The organism is Streptomyces sp. NPDC013157 (genome assembly GCF_042899865.1).
GTDB lineage: Bacteria > Actinomycetota > Actinomycetes > Streptomycetales > Streptomycetaceae > Streptomyces.
In genome coordinates, this window is the sequence record NZ_JBIBAK010000031.1 from 51,661 (window position 1) to 67,106 (window position 15,446).

A 15,446-nucleotide genomic window follows, 5' to 3' on the forward strand; every position below is an offset into this window, starting at 1 on the left:
AGCCGCGATCAGGCTGCCGGGGATTGACCGGTGGGCGCGGCCTGGTCGGCGGGCTGGTCCAGTTGCTGCTGGCGGCGCCGCTGCTCGTTGCGGTGCTCTTCGACCCGCTGGGTGAACAACTTCAGCGCCTGTTGCTCTTGGTCGGCGTCGAAGTCGCTGTAGGGGCCGACGCCAAGGGCGAAGGCGTTGGCCTCCTCCTCGATGGCGTCGGCGGTCTGGAGCAGGAAGTAGCTGCGCTCGCGGTACTTGTAGTAGCCGGTGAAGGCGGCTGCCAGCGTGACGGTGAAGCCGATGGCGACGATCGTGATGTTCTGCCATGTGAACTCGTTGCGGGTGTCCAGGGCGGCGACGGTGGTCGTGGACGCAGCCCCGATCATGATGAGGTTCTGCAGCATGTTGTGGATGAGCCGGTACTTGCGGCTGTCCGTGCGGTGCTGCTCGATCACCCCGGCCACATCCTCGCGGTAGAGGCTGCGTCGCTCCTTCAGCGTCGGGTGGATGAGCGCGCTGAGGAACCGGAGGGCCTCACGGTTTGTCTCGAGCATGTCCTCCAGCTGGGTCAGGCGCAGGTGCCCGCGGGGAGGCGCGGCCACGCCGGCGGTCACGCCGGAGACCAGTGCCAGCACTCCGCAGGTGATGTCGACCCGGAGGAACCTGGAGGGGGATCCCCAGGCCAGCACAGTCCACAGCAGGCCCGTCAGGATGGCACCGCTGGCCACGGTCAGGGCCAGGCTCATCGCGCGGACCCTCCTCCTTCGCCGCACCAAGTCCCGCTCTGTCTGCTTCACGTCGTGCCGTAGCTGGCGCAGCGAGGCTCGCTCATCGGCTTCGGCCTGCCGTTGTTCGGCACTCAGATGGTCATCAGCGTCCCTGATTCGGCGAAGCGCATCGTCGTCAAGACTGCGGGCCACGGCTTCGGTCCTCTCGTCTGCGCAGGCTCAGCGGGCGAACGCTTCGGTCAGGCTGATGCGGTAGCCGTCCTCTTCCATCAGCACGACGGTGACGCCGAAGGGGTCGGGGTGGTCCAGCTCGATGGGGGTGAAGGAGAAGTCCACCGCGGCCTGGATCGGCGGCACCAGTTCGCCGCCGGGCTGCGGCGCGGGGGCCGGCCTCCAGTCGGGGGCGACTGACGCCCAGCCTTCGGAGCTGCGGGACAGCAGCTGCTCGGTGTAGGGGAACTGGTGCAACACGTGTCCGGCGCGGGTGGCGAGCACCATGTTCAGGCACGGCGCCGGACCGACGATGGGCAACTCGCAGGCGGTGGCGACGTCGTGCGTCTCCCACGCGAGGACGACCTCGTCCGCGCCGGCCGCGGCGGCGATGTTCGCGAGCTCCGCGATCCCGGCGAGCGCGTCCTGGCCGACCTTGAGCGGGCGGACCCAGATCAGCCCGACCAGCTCGCCGCGCACCAGCGGCATCATGAGCGGGCGCGGCACGACCCCCTCGCCCAGCGAGGCGGTGTACGTCTCCTTCGCGACGCCGACCAGACCGTTCCACATCCGCGTGTCCAAGGAGGCCCCCGTATCTCAGCTGTTTGTGATCGCAGCCGACCCTGCCACGTGGAGTGATGCGGTGTCAGGGGGATGATCGGCCAGCCCCTTCAAGCGGCGGGTGCTGGGCTGATGAGAGGCGAGGGCCGTCAGACAGTGTCGTGTGGCGTGAATCACAGCGGGTGTCGGAAAAATGAGTGCCGGATCGGCTCTCTCCCGCTGCAGGTAGGTGAACAGACTTACCCAAGCAACAAAGGAGGCCCGAGATGCCTGCGGATGCAACGCCGGGCTCGGCACCCGAGGATGCCGATCAGCGGCCTGCTGCTGCACCGTCCGGGGCGACAGGAGCGCTGCTCGTTCCCTCAGCGCAAGGATGCGGCTCGCCCGAAAACGTGGCGCTCGATGAGCCGGGCGACGCCGGACTCGCAGCGCCAATGGGCGGGCCCGACCTGGCTATGGGCGGGCCCGACCTGGACGACGCTGTCTTCCCGCTGCTTGACGACGCCATCCTGGACTCGGGCAGCCTGGCTGATGTCGTGGACACGGCTTCCTTCATGTCCGGCATCAGTGACGCCCTCCAACCGCTGATCGGTCTCAGCACGATGCTCAGCGAGTTCACCGAGCGGGCGAACTTCGGCCTTGCCCCGGCCCTCGCCGGCATCGAGCTGGCAGTTCCCCGGCTACCCAACATCGGAGATGTGGTCGGCCAGTCGTTCCTGGATGGACTGAGGGCCCGCGATGCCGCGCTGTCGGCGCTGGCTGGCATGCAGCCCCAGATCCTCTCGCTGTCCGAGACCGTGAACTCGGTACTGCCCTCCGCCGTGAACACGCTGGGACTGCTGGACGGACTCAACCCGGCCAGGGCGGCCTTGTCCGTAATCGAGCCGCAGGTCAACAGCCTGGCGGGCGTGCTGGGACCGGCCGCCCGCCTGGCATCGATGGCTGACGCCTTCCAGCCGCTGGTCGGTCTCGGTGAACTCGTTCGTCAGTCGCACTCCGGCCTGGCCACGGTGTTCGAAGGTCTCCCGGCTCTGATTTCCCCGCTTCCCAGTCTGGCGAAGATGACAGAAACGCTCGCACCATGCTTCGCCGTCCAGGTGGGAGTGCCGCGGATGATGCAGGGGGTCCTGCATACCCTGCCGCGGATGGCGGACCTCATCGGTGGCCACATGGCCGATCTCTTCGCCGGAGTCCGGTCTGTCGCCGACTGGGCGAAGAGGCTGAGGCCATCCGTCCTTGCTGAGGCCCGCTACGCCTTCGACGCGTATATGAAGGGCGACACGGAGCCGATGAAGGACTTCCTGCGCCGCTGCCTGCGTCTGTGGCCGGTGCTGGAGGACCACTGTCAGGCCCTGGCCGTGGCGATGTTCGAGCGCGCATGGGAGCAGGAGGCCGACCTCACCGACGATCAGTCGGTGCGCAGGGTCCTGGTCCGGTACGCCCGCCAGGGCTGCGACTTTGAACGCGATCACCAGATCCGCGGCGCCTCGATCGGTTACATCCCGGAGGGTTGGGAGCAACCGGACACCGTTCCCGGGCCGGAGGACCTGGTGATCCCCCATCTCGTTCCCTGGGCTCAGCGGTTCGAGACCCCTCCGGTGCGCTACGTGGCAGGCCGGCTCAACGAGCAGGAACAGGCCCTGGTCCGTGCCTGGTCGGAAAACCACCCCATGACGTGGCCCAAAGCGTCGGACCTGGTTCAGCAGGATGAGGCGCAAGGAGAGCGGGCCCGACGCAAACTGCAGCGCCTCGGCAAGGAGTGGCGCAGGCGCGAGAACAACCTCCAGGAGCTTCCGTGAGTGCGTCGTCCGATCGATCGCAGGAGCCGCTGATGACGGTGCGTGCTGCGGTCATCTTGATGCTGGGCACGCAGATTGCCGTGGCCGCCGGGGTGCTGACCGTGCTGGCAGGGAACGCATGGGCCGTCGCGGTACTGGCTGCCGGGGGCGCCTTCGCCGGCACGGTCGCCTTCGCACGGTCCGTGATCGGCTGAACCGCCCCTGGGCGAACAGGACGCCCCCGGGCACGCCGCCGTGGTCACAGGGAAGTACGCAGGGCGTCGTGGCGGGCGGTGACCAGGCCTCGCCATCGCCCCGGCGTGTGCTGTGCTCCGTCGGTCCAGCGCGCCGGTGAGGGTTCCTCGAGGGGCAGGTCGGCCGTGAAGGCGGCGATGGCACTGTAGTAGGCGAAGTCGCCGCCGCGGTTGTTCTCGCGTAGCCGGGCGATCGTCGCGGCCGCCTGGTCCTGGTCGTCGCGGACAGCGTGGTGGAAGGCGAGGGCGAGATCCAAAGCGAGACCAGAGCCCGTGCCCACTGACAGCAGCAGGGTCCTGCACGGACCGTCGGCCGTCTGACCCACGCCGACTGTTACGCACTTTCGAGTGACGGCCGTGGCGCCATAGGCGGCGGCAGAGGCCGCTTCGCCTCTGCTGGCCCGCGCGCCATATGGGATCGGCTCGTGGCAATGCGTCAACTTTGGGCATTAGCCGCATACATGAGTGTTGCAGGCGAGAGTAATAGGAATATGCAGGATCCGTTACGGGCTTCGCGTATCCGTCACATCGCCTCCGCATCGTGGGCAGGGTGTGGGTGTGCGGCCGACCGGTCGCCGCCCCGCACGACGCACCCCGGGTGACCTGCGGCATCACGCCGCCCGCGCCGGGATGTCCGGCCCCGAGAAGGGGGACCTCGTGTCCGTATCCGTTTCCGCCCGCCGTCTGACCGCCGCCGCTGCCGTGGCCGCCGCCGCTGTGGGGACGCTTGCGCTGCCCGCCGCGGCCGCGGGCCAGCACCCGGCCCGCCCCCACCACGACGTGGTCATCAGCAAGGTGCAGTACGACTCCCCGGGGCGTGACGACCGCTCCACCCGCTCCCTGAACAAGGAGTGGGTGGACGTCACCAACACCACTCGCCGGGCGGTGAACCTGGACCACTGGACCCTCACGGACGAGGCCGGCCACACCTACACCTTCCGCCACTTCCGCCTGGACGGACGGGCCACGGTCCGCGTCCACACCGGCGAGGGCCGCGACAGCGCCACCGACGTCTACCAGGACCGCCGCGCCTACGTGTGGAACAACGACGCCGACACCGCGACCCTGAACAACGACCGCGACCGCCTGGTCGACGAGGTCACCTGGGGCCACCACCGCGGCGAGCACCGCAACGGCGGCAGCATGCGCCGCTGACCCACTCGCGGGTGCCGCTGACCGGCGGGGCCGCGGCGGCCAGCACCGCGAAAGAGGCGGTCCACCCTGCCCCCGGGGGCGTGCCGCCGGATGCGGAGCGATCCACATCCGGCGGCACGCCGGTGACCGGCCACGGCATGCGAACACCGTGCGCTGAGCGCCGCGGTGTGGGAACGTGACAGAGGCCGGGTCCACCGCTTACCCCCGTAGCGGATGGGCCCGGCCTCTGTACGTTCAGCGGGCCAGGGTGACGGTGATGGGCTGGTCGGGGCAGACGGCGAGACGCTCGGCGAGCGCGGCCTGCTCGGCGGGGTCGACGCTCAGCTGGTAGCGCAACTTGTCGGCCACCCAGTTGGTGACGTAGTCGCACCAGTAGGGGGAGTACGGCGGCAGCCACTCGGTGGGGTCCTTGTCGGCCTTGGACCGGTTGGAGGCAGCGGAGACCGCGATCAGCGCGCGGGGATCGTCCAGGTCGTTGGCGTAGGCCTCGCGTTCCTTGGCCGTCCACGCGGAGGCGCCGGAGTCCCAGGCCTCGGCGAGCGGGACTAGGTGGTCGACGTCCAGCTTGCTCGCGCTGTCGAAGTACAGGTCGTCGTATGGGCTGTACCAGCTGCCGCCAGTCAGCGCGCACTTCGCGCCGACCTCCGGGGCCGTGACGGCCTCCTCCAGGAGGACCTCGGCTCGCGTGTTGCAGCCGTCCTTGTCCGCGTCCGTCCAGTGCTTGAACTTGTCCCGCGAGTATCCGGCGCGGTCTTCGTCCGACACGGTGAGCTCGGCGAGCGCGTCGCGGACTGGCAGGGTGACGGTCTCACCGGCCGCGTGCCGTACAGGCAGGTGTTCGGTGGCCGCGGTGGCGGCGTGGGCGGTGGTGGGGGTGAGCAGAGCCAGCGGCGCGAACAGCGCGGCGATCAGGGTGCGTCGGGTACGGGCGAGGCGCACAGCCGGGTCTCCGTTTCGAAGATCACAAACAGGTTGGGTTCTTCGTAGCGGTCCGGGCCGCGCTGCGGAGGGCGATCGGTCGCGGGTTCACCCGCTCGGCGAACTAGTCAGACCATCAGTGGAGGCAGCCGAACAGGCCGTGAGGCCGCCGAGCCGCCGTCGGCCATCGCTTCCAACTGGCTGGGCGCGTCGTGGCCGTTCGAGTACGACGCCGACTCCGGTCGGCGCGCGCTGCGGCGACACGGGATGGCGAAGGGTGCGGAGCAACCGGATGGAGATGGAGGGCAGTTGGGCGGGATGCGGGCGTGTGCGGTGACTGAGGGCACCCGGAGGACGACATTCCCCTTGAGATTCGGGCGTCCTTTTGTCGGATATGCACTCTAATGCGGGGTGGCGCAAGGTGGCGCTTGGCGCGGGAGCGGCCGGAGTGCATATGCAGCTGGGCTGCGCCAGGCAGACTTCCGCACGGGAACAAGCCGCGATGGGGCCGTCCCGAGCCGTTCCTGCTGTGCGTGGACGTCGCCGTTTCATGGCGGCTTCGCGCATGCCAAGCGGCAGATTTCTGTACCGCCGACTCTCACGAGGAGCGAGGCGCACACCGATGACGTGCGCCGATCCAGCCATGTCGACATCCCTTATCCATGATGTCAGCGCCCAGTACATCGCTGCAGTGATGTTCGCTCTCACGGCAGCCGTTGCTGGCGCTGTCCGTACCGCCTGGCGCCGTAGGCGCCGCCGTCAGGGGCGGGAGCAGGCCGTATGGCGGCAGCAGTCGGCGGTCTTAGCCGTCCGGGCGCAGACGGAGCGAGATCCCGCGCCACTGCAGGCGCCGGACACGTCGTCCTCGAGACGACGTGAGCAGTCGTCATGAGGACGACACCCAATCCCGGAGACCGGCGCCCGGACACGCAGCACAACCGGGACCAGGCATGGGTGCGGCTCGCCCAGGCTCCCTCGGGCAGCCGCCGGCTCCCCTCGCGCAGCGGCGGCTCGCCAGGGCGGTTGATGGACATCGCCCGGAACTACGACCGCATCTGCCAGTGGGCCGAGGGTGCCCTGCTGCCCGACGCCACCGACGCCGACGTGCTCGCCGCGCTTCTGGTCATCCGGATGCTGCGCGAGAAGCTTGACCATGACGAACTCAAACTCGCCTCGCTCGCCCGCAGCAAAAAGATCACGTGGGCGCGCATCGCCCAATGGCAGGAGCTCAGCGGGCGCCAGGCGGCAGAACGACGGCACCTCCAGCTCAGCCGGGCCTATACCCGACCAGACGGCACGGTTCCGCGCACCCAGAGCGAGCGGGTCGAACAGGCCCGCGAGCGCCGCAGCCGCCGCGCCGAACGGGAGTGGGCACGCCAGCATGCACAGCGGATCCGCCGCATTGCAGCTCAACTGGCCGCTGTCGGTGACCTCCAGGAACGTGTCGACCGATCGCAGGAGGCACGGGTCATCCTGGCGGTCCGCGGTTCCGAAACCAAGGGCACCCCTGAACCGGTCCCGCTCGTGTGGCCAACCGCTCTGCGGGACTGCGTTGCCGAGGACGAGCGGTTCCGCAGCACCCCAGCCGAGCCCCCTGACGACGGCGACCCGGACGGGCCGGACTGGCACCGGCAGCAACAGGAAGCCGACATACTGCACCGCCTGCTCGGTCTGGTCAGGTACGCGGCGAACCCGCGCAACATTGATCTGTCCGACCTCCCCCACCTGGCCGACGCCATCCGTGACCTTCACCGCGACTCGCAGTAGCAAGGCAAGACCCATCGACCACCAAGTCCGGGCGCTCGCCAGTCCCGGAGATGAAGTGGAGGCAGGCCTCCCACCCGGCGGCGTAGTGGTGCCAGCCGCCACCGCTCCGCGACCGGTCTACCGGCGGTAGAATCGATGCATGAGCAAGCCGACCAGCATCAAGACCAGCGAGGAAGTACGCGACCGGCTGCGCGTTCTCGCTGACGAGCGCGGCACCACCATCACGGAGCTGCTGGAAGAACTCGCCGCCCGCGAGCTCACGGCGGCCGAGCGGGAGCAGCGGGCTGTCGAGGCTGCCCGTGAGCTCGGCATCGAGTACACCGACCAGGTTCAGCAGGCCGGCCAGGACGCCTGGGCCAGGATCCGCGCCCACCAGGGCGATGCGGCCGCATGAACCTGACGGCTGTCCTGGATCACACCGCTCTGGCCGCCCTGTTCCGTGCGGATCCCTTCTTCACCGGCCTCTACATCGAGGCCTCTCGCGGCACCGGCCGGGTGATCATTCCCTCCCTGTCGGTGCTGGCCGCTGAGCGGCAGGTTGCCGGCGCGGGCAGGCACGCGGCGTCACTGCGGTTCGCGGAGAACGTGCCGTTCACCGCAGCGCACGCAGTGGACGCGATGGACTGGCGGCATGTCGACTGGCCGGTGGCCCACGCGGCAGCGATCGCCTGGCAAGCCGTGAAGGCGGGAGACCCGTTCACGGTCCTGTCGCTGGAACCCGAACTGTACGCGGGCACCGGCATTACGCCGCTGAACCCCACCTGAACTGCTGCTCGGCGGATCCTGGACGGTCTGGTACCTGCCCCCTCTGCTGTTACTGAGTGCCGCTGAGGCGCTGTTGGCGGGCGGTGACCAGGGTGCGCCATCGCTGGCGGACGGCTGGTTCGCCGTCGACCCATCGGCTGCCAGACGGGTGAGCGGTGGCCATGTCGGCCATGAAGGCGGCGATGTCGCTGTAGTAGGCGAAGTCGCCACTGCGGGTGGTCTCGTGTAGCCGGGCGATCGTCGCGGCCACCTGGTCCCTGTCGTCGAGGACGGCGTGGTGGAAGGCGAGGGTCAGGTCCAGGGCGAGCTCGGTGTAGGTCACGCCCACTGTACGGATCTCGGCGCGCAGTACCTGGGCGCGGTCGTCGACGTCGGCGTCGGTGCGGCCGGCGTCGCGGGCGAGCGCCGCGATATGGGTGATGAGGGTGGTGGCCCGCAGATCCACGCCGGCCAGAAGTTGCTCGGCGAGGGCGAGTTCGTCGTCGGCAACGGCAGGGTCGGTGAAGGCGAGGGCGAAGGCGCGGTGTGCCTGGCTGTTGCCGCGCTCACCGGTGACACCATGGTGTTCGGCTTCGTCGCGTGCGGCGGCGTATGCGGCGGCGGCGCGGTCCATGTCGCCGTGGGGCCACCAGATGTCGCCTTCGACGCGGTGGTAGCGGCCTTCCCAGCCCAGGGTGTGGGCGGTGGCCAGGGCGGTGGGGAAGTCCCCGGCCATACGGGCGAGATGGGCGAGTCCGCGGCGGGCGGCGGGGGCGAGGCGGCCTTGGCCGTCGGCGACGGCCTGCATGCCGGCGCGGGAGGCCGGGCTGTCCCCGAGGTCGCGGTGGGCCTTGGCCCGGTAGTACAGGGCCATGAGTTGGAGGTCGTCGGGGAGCAGGTGGCTGTCGATGACCGTGGTGAGGCGGTCGACGGTGTGCGAGCGGTGCTGGTGCTGGCGGCGGGCGAGCGCGCTGAGGAGTTCGACCAGGGCGTCGGCGGCCGTGTCCAGTCCGGTGCTGTCGGTGTCGGGTGGTGCGAGGGGTTCCCACACGGAGTCGCTGACGTAGGTCCAGGCGGCGGGCGTGAGCCAGCCGAGGTCCAGTCGGTGGTCGCGGGCGAGGCGCAGGCCCTGGCGCAGGAAGGCGATCAGCAGGAGCCGGTCCGGTCCGGATGCGGCCTGGTGTTGCTCGCCCAGGGCGGTGAAGGCCCGCTGGGCGGCCTGCTGCCAGTCGGTCTCGGTCCAGCGGTCGTCAGTGGTGTCTTCGGCGTTGCGTACGGCGGAGCGGATCAGGCCGTGGAGATGGAAGGGCCACAGGCCGAAGGGATTGTCGCGGACGAAGGGCCGCTCGGTCAGCCGCTGGGCGGGGCCTTCGTGGGCGAGGCCGGCGGCCCGGGTGGCGAGGGGGACGTCGAATGCGTCCAGCAGGCTCACCGAGCGCAGGACGTGCCGTTCGTCGGCGGTGAGGTCGGACAGGGTGCGGGAAACCAGGGCCGGGAAGTCGTGGTCGAAGTCGGCCGGCTGCGGGGTGCGGCCGCTGCGGCGCAGCTCGAGGAACCGGGCGACGGACAGATCTAGGTACAGGGGCAGGCCATGCGAGCGGGCGGTGATGACCTGCCGGATGGGCTCACCGATGAGGGGCTGGCCGTCGCGGGTGAGGCGTCGGGCGAGGTAGTCGTCGCAGTCCTCGGGGGAGAAGTCACCGATCAGCACCTGCCGTGCCGCGCTGGCGCGGGTGGGGGTGCGGGCTGCGGGCACGGCGGTGTGGGCCAGGCCAGGCCAGGCGGCGGGGCCGGTGTAGTCGAGCTGTCCCTGCAGCGCTGGGTCGGCCCACTGCAGGCGGGAGCGGCCGGTGATCACCCAGAAGGCGTTCGGCATCAGCCACACCGTCCGCTGGATCAGCCGCTCGAGGTCGCGGCGGGTGCGGTCACCGATGTCCTCGAACGTGTCGAGCAGCACGACCGGCACGACCTTCTTGCCTTCGGGGAGGCGGGCGAGCTCCCACGCCAGCAGGTGCGGGTAAAAGGACAGAGCGTCCAGATCGGGTTCGGCCTCCAGCAGGTCCGCCAACCTCGCGCAGCCCGCGAGCGCGCGTACGGTCTGGCGGCGTTCGCGCAGCGCGCCGATGAGGACGCCGGTGACCTGGCCGACAACCGAGCCGATGGTGCCGGGCAGCATGAGCGCCTGGGCGACATCGGCGAGCGCGGACTGCATCTGCTGCGGCAGCGCCTGCCCGAACCGGGAGCCGAGGCCGGCGCGGCGCAGGTAATCCTCCAGCGGTTCGCCGGGGTGGTTGGCCTCCCAGTAGCGGCGCAGCGCCAGGTCGAAGGCGGGCAGCGGGCGCCCGACCTTGGTGAGGGCGGCCCGGATCGTCAGCACGATCTGCTCGAAGTCGGTGCCGGCGGAGCGGGCGAGGTCGATACGTACGGGCAGGATCCGGTCGGCCGGCCAGCCCGGCGCGCCCCACTGGGCGGGGCGGCGTCCGGCGTCGGCGAGTGCCACTTCCAGCGTCCTGGACAGGGTCGTTTTTCCGATGCCGCCGACGCCGTGGAAGACGAGCACGTGATTGCGGGGCGCCTCGAGGTCCTCGGGGTCGAAGCCGGGGGAACCGACGTGATGGAGGTGCTGGGTGAGCGCGGCCGCGACCGTCTCCCACTGCGTCTGCCGGTTCGTGAACGCCTCCGCGGCCTGCACGCTGCGGTCGTTCGTGCTGAACAGTGCCCTGAGATCCCGGCCGCCTGTCACATCCACCCCCGAAAAATGATCACTCGCAGGTCAACCTATGCCCGCCCTGCGGGATTTGGGGAGCCCGCCCCGCTGCCACGGCCCGGCCGGGCGACGGATTCAGGCCTGCCCGCACCTCGGAGCGCCGTGGCGGCACCGAACTCCGGGCAGGCGGGCCGGGAGGACAATGACCCATCCGATCAAGATCAGAACAATGAGGGGTTTGCCATGCCCGGTACACCGGATCAGCCCGACTTCTCCGGCCTGGGCGGGGGCGAGGACCAGCATGCGGCCGACATCGTGCAGGAGGTAGTGCACTGGTACACCGAGCAGATCGCTGCCGAGCGGCGGGCCCCGCTGCCCGATGAGGAGCGCCTTGCGCAGCTGACGGCGGGCCGTACGGCCGCCTACCAGGACCTGCAGCGTCTGGAGGAGGCCGACGCGCAGGAGGAGGACCGCCTTGCTGCGCTCTACGCGGCGCGGCTGAGGGAGCTGGAGTCGTAGACCGTCCGCGGCAGGGGCAGCAGCCGTATGTCCGGGCGGTGCGCGGCGATCCGCAGACGTTGGAACCTGGCGGGCATCAGGGGGCGGGCCAGGGCGGCGATGTCGTCCAGTTCGTCGCGGTGCTGGGGCAGGGCCTTGCGCAGTCCTTGGTAGAGCTGGATGAAGTGGGTGGCCTCCTGCTCGGTGTAGGGGCGCTGCCGTTCGGCGGTCAGCGCCCATGGGGCCCGGCCGGGTGCGGCGGGCTGCTCCTGGCGCAGCAGGGCGTGGCCGTCGCGGCGGATCACCGTCACCGCGGTGATGGCCGGGTGGGTTTCGGCGGCCGCCGTGAGGTCGGCGACAGCCCGGTAGCAGCGGTCGTGCCCAGCGCGGGTGGTGAACCGTCCGGTGATTCCGGCTTGCAGGGCCCGGGCGTAGCGCAGGGCGGTGGCCAGGCGGCTGTCCGCTTCCCGCACGGCCAGCACCACCAGCTCCACCGGGTAGCCGGCCCGGGAGCAGGCGAGGGCGCTGTCGAGGACATCGTCCGCGCCGCCCGGGGCGGACTCGATGAGCAGGTCGCCGCGTCGCGTGCGCACATACTCTTCCGCCTGGGCGAACCACGCTTTGTAGTCGGTGCGGATGGCCGCGCCGGCGCCGCGGGGATCCTGACGGAGCATCTGGCGGTAGTCCGGATGTGCGGCCTTGAAGTCGTCGCCGACCAGCTTGGTCGTGCCGGGCCGCATCGCGCGCCGGACCATCCTGGCGGCCAGCAGCTTGCCCGCCCCGGGCTGGCCGATCACGTACACGGCGCGCGGATCGTCCCGGGGCGTGACGTTCGCCAGAACGGTCGGGGTGATCAGTTCGTCGAAGATCCAGCGGTGTTCGTCGGCGGACAGCCGGTGGTAGGCGACCCCGGGCGGCGCCGCGGTGGGCTGTGCGGTGCGGCGGACCGGCTCGGACCAGGCGGCCGCGCGTTCGCTGTCGCGCTGTACAGCCAGGCGCCTGTCCTCTTCGGTCAGCTCGGTGTGCACGCGCCGGTCGGTGCGGGCGAGTTTACGTCGGAAGACGGCAGTCTCGGGGGCCGTCCATGGCCGTGCCCGTTCCACCCGCACCGCCCGGTCCGCCGCGGGGCGGCGACGCCAGTCGCCGTCGGGCGTGAGCTCGTTGGCGTACAGCAGAGTGCCGTCGCGCCGTACGACGGTGACGCGGTCGGCGAGCTGTTCGGCCTCGATGACGGCCAGGGTGTTCAGCAGGTTCTTCGCGCAGCTGTCGTGGTTCTCCCAGGACACGTACCGGCCGCATCCGGCGGCGGCCTCGGTGAGAAAGCGGTCCACGATGCCCAGTTGGCTCAGAGCTTCGGAGGTGGCCACGGCGACGACCTCGATCCGGTGGCCGACCGCGCGGTAGGCGCTGGAGGAGTCGCGGAAGTCGTCCGAGTCGGCGAGCGCCGACTCCACCACGGCGTCGAAGCCCATCTCGCGGACGTGGGCTTCGACGGCGGCCTGCCACCGCACGGTGTCGGGGCGAACCAGAGCTCCGGCCGTACGGACGTCGGCCGCGAGGGCGTGGGCGTAGTGACGGTGGACCGGCTTGTACAGGTCCCGGCCGACCCGCACCGCGCCACCGCGCCGGTCCAGCACCGCCTGGACGAGGTCGGCGATCCACGTCTTACCGGCGCCTGGCTGCCCGGCGACGACGACCACGACCGGCCGGGGCTGGGCGACGGCGTCTTGAGTCGCAGCCGGGAGGATCACGCGGTGCAGCACGTCGAAGCTTTCCTGCTCGGAGAGCACGACCGAGCCCCCATCTCGTCCTGGCACCACGCCTCCTGTCTCCCGCCACGCGCTGCGCGATCAACGTAACATCATGAGCGATCTATGCGCGAATTAATGAGCGATCCAATGCGCGATTGGTGTAGGGTGTCTAGTGGAGGTGAGCTCTGTGCCCACTGAGAACGAGCTGCTCAGCAACGTGGACGCGTTGCTGGAACAGGTCGCCCAAGACGACCTGCCGCCGCCTGCCGAGCGCAGGCGTCTACGCGAGGCTGCCGGGCTGAGCCAGGCTCAGGTCGCGAAGGCTCTCGACACTCGCCGTGAGGCGGTCGGGAACTGGGAGGCCGGCCGGACCGAGCCGCGGCCGCCGCAGCGCGCCGCCTACGCGAAGCTCCTGGAGAAGCTGGCCGAACGCTTCCCCGCCCCCGACGGCGATGCGCCCGGCGAGCCCGCTGTGCCGGAGACGTTCGCTGCCGAACCCGCCCCGGCGGCACCGGCCGGGACTGTGTCGGCGCCGGACGCCGCGAAGCCGCCCGCCCGACCGGCGGCGAGCACCACCAGGCCCACGTCGACGTCGCGGCGCCCGGGCGCGAAGAAGGCCGCAGCGAAGAAGACCACCACGGCGGCCGCCGTGGACCCGCGCTTCGAGAACGGCCCGCTGGCAGTCGTCGACTGCGAGGACGGGCACGTGTCGGCGTACTGCGTCGGCGGCCTGGTCCTAGACGTGCCCGCCAAGTCGCTGCCCGCCCTGGTCGACTGGACCATCACCGAGGCGAAACTCGGTCAGCCCCGGCTGCACCGCAACGGCCGCGACGCCGACCCAATCCTGGTCCTCACCCCGGCCGCGCTGGAGCGCTACGGCCTGCCCGCCACGCTCTCGGATGAGGAGCGGCGCGCGGGCCGGCTCAAAGACAGCCACAAGGTGGTCAAGCAGCTCCAGCGCGCCGAACTCCAGCTCACCCAGCGCGGACTGGGGCCCTGGGCGCGCGTCTTCCGCGACCCAGAGGGCTCGAGGCGGCGCTGCGTGCAGCTGTGCATCCCGGCGTGGAACGCGCTGGACGCCCGCGAGTGGGACAAGAAGGACGACCCGCAGCTGCCGGGCATGCACCCGGCCGACCTCGCCCGGTACCTCGGCACGTACGCGCAGCGGGTGATGACGCCGCGCGGCACCACGTCGACGACCGGCCTCGAGCTGATGACCGCGCTGCGCCCGCCGACCCGCGCGGAAAAGGACGAGGCCACCGGCACCTTCAAGCCCGCGAAGAACGCGGACGCGCTCACGGCGGTGTACGAACACGTGGAGTGCGAGGTCCCGGACGAGCACCCCAAGCTGAAGGGAAAGTTCGAGCGCCACCACCTGCGGACCCCGGCAGAGATGCTGATGGAGGAGCCGTACGACTGGTGCCGGCCGCTGACCGACGACGAGTGCATGCTGCCGTACCTGGTCGCGATCGACGTCAACATGGCGTTCGCGGCCGCCACCAACGGACTCACCGTCGGCCTGGGCGCCCCCACCCACCTGACCGGCAACCCGGCGTTCGACCCCAAGGTCCCCGGCTCGTGGCTGGTCGACCTCTCCCACGTCGACCTGTCCCGCGTGCAGACCGGCGGCCGCACCCTGGACGCCGACCTGCTGCCCTCGCCGTTCACGCCGAAGGGCGAACGCCCGACCGGCCCGGCCTGGTACGCCACGCCGACCGTCGCGTACGCGCAGGAGCTCGGGTTCGAGGTCGCCCCGATCGAGGCGTGGGTGCGGCTGGAGTCCGGGCGCTACCTGGACCCCTGGTACAACCGGCTGCGCGACGCGTACATTGCGACGATGGCCGACCTCGGTGTCACCACGAAGATGGGCGGCCAGGAGTTCCTGGACGCCATGGCGGTGCACAAGCAGGCCGACCCGACGATGGCGCTGCTGCTGAACGCGATCAAGTCGACCGCGAAGGGCGGCATCGGCAAGCTGCGCCAGCGCAGCCGGGGCCAGGTGCCGTACTACGAGGAATGGCCGGCGCTGAAGCGTGAGACGTGGCGCCCCGACATCCGGGCCGCCGTCCTGGCCACCGTCCGGATCGGGATGCACCGCAAGATCCTCAAGACCGCCGCCGCGACCGGCCGCTACCCCGTCGCGATCGGCACGGACTGCATCGTCTACCCCTCCAGCGGGCCGTCCCCGCTGGACGTCCTGCCGTACACCGACGAGGGCAAGCCGGTGCCGGGCACGTTCCGGCTCGGTGTCTCGCCGGGCATGGTCAAGCACCAGGGCACCCAGACCGTGCTGTGGGCGGAAGCCCAGTTCGAAGAGGCCGGCGCCGTGTTCAACCTCGCCAACCTCATCAAGACCGACCAGAGCGCCGGAGAAGGGGAGTAGC

At 70.5% G+C, this 15,446-nt stretch carries 14 protein-coding genes; 8 read left to right on the plus strand and 6 right to left on the minus strand.

Annotated elements, in window-relative coordinates; all coding sequences use genetic code 11:
• Nucleotides 1-8: 8 nt before the first annotated feature.
• Both ACFY6U_RS50640 and ACFY6U_RS50645 read right to left on the minus strand, forming a co-directional pair.
• The gene (locus tag ACFY6U_RS50640; RefSeq protein WP_390049735.1) at nt 9-737 is read right to left on the minus strand and encodes a DUF4231 domain-containing protein; all 729 of its coding nucleotides are present in this window, start codon (nt 735-737) and stop codon (nt 9-11) included.
• 201 nt (nt 738-938) lie between these two features.
• A complete protein-coding gene (locus tag ACFY6U_RS50645; RefSeq protein ID WP_390049773.1) occupies nt 939-1,499 on the minus strand; it encodes a hypothetical protein in 561 nt (186 codons plus the stop codon).
• Nucleotides 1,500-1,756: 257 nt separating this feature from the next.
• On the opposite strand from ACFY6U_RS50645, the gene ACFY6U_RS50650 reads away from it, so the two are divergent.
• Both ACFY6U_RS50650 and ACFY6U_RS50655 read left to right on the plus strand, forming a co-directional pair.
• The gene (locus ACFY6U_RS50650) at nt 1,757-3,289 is read left to right on the plus strand and encodes a hypothetical protein (protein WP_390049737.1); all 1,533 of its coding nucleotides are present in this window, start codon (nt 1,757-1,759) and stop codon (nt 3,287-3,289) included.
• Nucleotides 3,286-3,483: a hypothetical protein gene (locus ACFY6U_RS50655; protein ID WP_390049739.1), complete on the plus strand. Its 198-nt coding sequence runs from the start codon at nt 3,286-3,288 to the stop codon at nt 3,481-3,483. Before ACFY6U_RS50650 ends, ACFY6U_RS50655 begins: the two co-directional genes overlap by 4 nt.
• A gap of 44 nt (nt 3,484-3,527) precedes the next feature.
• Here ACFY6U_RS50655 and ACFY6U_RS50660 read toward each other — a convergent pair whose 3' ends face one another.
• The gene (locus ACFY6U_RS50660) at nt 3,528-3,779 is read right to left on the minus strand and encodes a hypothetical protein (RefSeq protein WP_390049741.1); all 252 of its coding nucleotides are present in this window, start codon (nt 3,777-3,779) and stop codon (nt 3,528-3,530) included.
• 373 nt (nt 3,780-4,152) lie between these two features.
• Here ACFY6U_RS50660 and ACFY6U_RS50665 point away from each other — a divergent pair, with 373 nt between their 5' ends.
• Nucleotides 4,153-4,677, plus strand: coding sequence for a lamin tail domain-containing protein (locus ACFY6U_RS50665; protein WP_390049775.1), 525 nt, complete (start codon nt 4,153-4,155; stop codon nt 4,675-4,677).
• A gap of 234 nt (nt 4,678-4,911) precedes the next feature.
• Here ACFY6U_RS50665 and ACFY6U_RS50670 read toward each other — a convergent pair whose 3' ends face one another.
• Nucleotides 4,912-5,616, minus strand: coding sequence for an HNH endonuclease family protein (locus tag ACFY6U_RS50670; RefSeq protein WP_390049743.1), 705 nt, complete (start codon nt 5,614-5,616; stop codon nt 4,912-4,914).
• Nucleotides 5,617-6,483: 867 nt separating this feature from the next.
• Here ACFY6U_RS50670 and ACFY6U_RS50675 point away from each other — a divergent pair.
• The 3 genes from ACFY6U_RS50675 (at nt 6,484) to ACFY6U_RS50685 (ending at nt 8,127) form a co-directional block, all read left to right on the plus strand.
• A complete protein-coding gene (locus tag ACFY6U_RS50675; protein WP_390049745.1) occupies nt 6,484-7,362 on the plus strand; it encodes a hypothetical protein in 879 nt (292 codons plus the stop codon).
• Nucleotides 7,363-7,501: 139 nt separating this feature from the next.
• Nucleotides 7,502-7,756 (plus strand): hypothetical protein, encoded by a 255-nt coding sequence (locus tag ACFY6U_RS50680; RefSeq protein ID WP_390049747.1) that lies wholly within the window; start codon nt 7,502-7,504, stop codon nt 7,754-7,756.
• Nucleotides 7,753-8,127: a PIN domain-containing protein gene (locus ACFY6U_RS50685; protein ID WP_390049749.1), complete on the plus strand. Its 375-nt coding sequence runs from the start codon at nt 7,753-7,755 to the stop codon at nt 8,125-8,127. The genes ACFY6U_RS50680 and ACFY6U_RS50685 overlap by 4 nt, the downstream gene beginning before the upstream one ends.
• 49 nt (nt 8,128-8,176) lie before the next feature.
• On the opposite strand, the gene ACFY6U_RS50690 is transcribed toward ACFY6U_RS50685, so the two are convergent.
• Nucleotides 8,177-10,849, minus strand: a complete 2,673-nt coding sequence (locus ACFY6U_RS50690; RefSeq protein WP_390049777.1) for a tetratricopeptide repeat protein — start codon at nt 10,847-10,849, stop codon at nt 8,177-8,179.
• A gap of 207 nt (nt 10,850-11,056) precedes the next feature.
• Here ACFY6U_RS50690 and ACFY6U_RS50695 point away from each other — a divergent pair, with 207 nt between their 5' ends.
• Entirely contained in the window at nt 11,057-11,332 is a 276-nt protein-coding gene (locus ACFY6U_RS50695) for a hypothetical protein (protein ID WP_390049751.1), read from the plus strand.
• On the opposite strand, the gene ACFY6U_RS50700 is transcribed toward ACFY6U_RS50695, so the two are convergent.
• Nucleotides 11,299-13,128 (minus strand): zeta toxin family protein, encoded by a 1,830-nt coding sequence (locus ACFY6U_RS50700; protein WP_390049753.1) that lies wholly within the window; start codon nt 13,126-13,128, stop codon nt 11,299-11,301. The genes ACFY6U_RS50695 and ACFY6U_RS50700 overlap by 34 nt on opposite strands.
• 121 nt (nt 13,129-13,249) lie before the next feature.
• Here ACFY6U_RS50700 and tap point away from each other — a divergent pair, with 121 nt between their 5' ends.
• Nucleotides 13,250-15,445, plus strand: a complete 2,196-nt coding sequence (tap, locus tag ACFY6U_RS50705) for a telomere-associated protein Tap (RefSeq protein WP_365800711.1) — start codon at nt 13,250-13,252, stop codon at nt 15,443-15,445.
• Nucleotide 15,446: the final 1 nt, after the last annotated feature.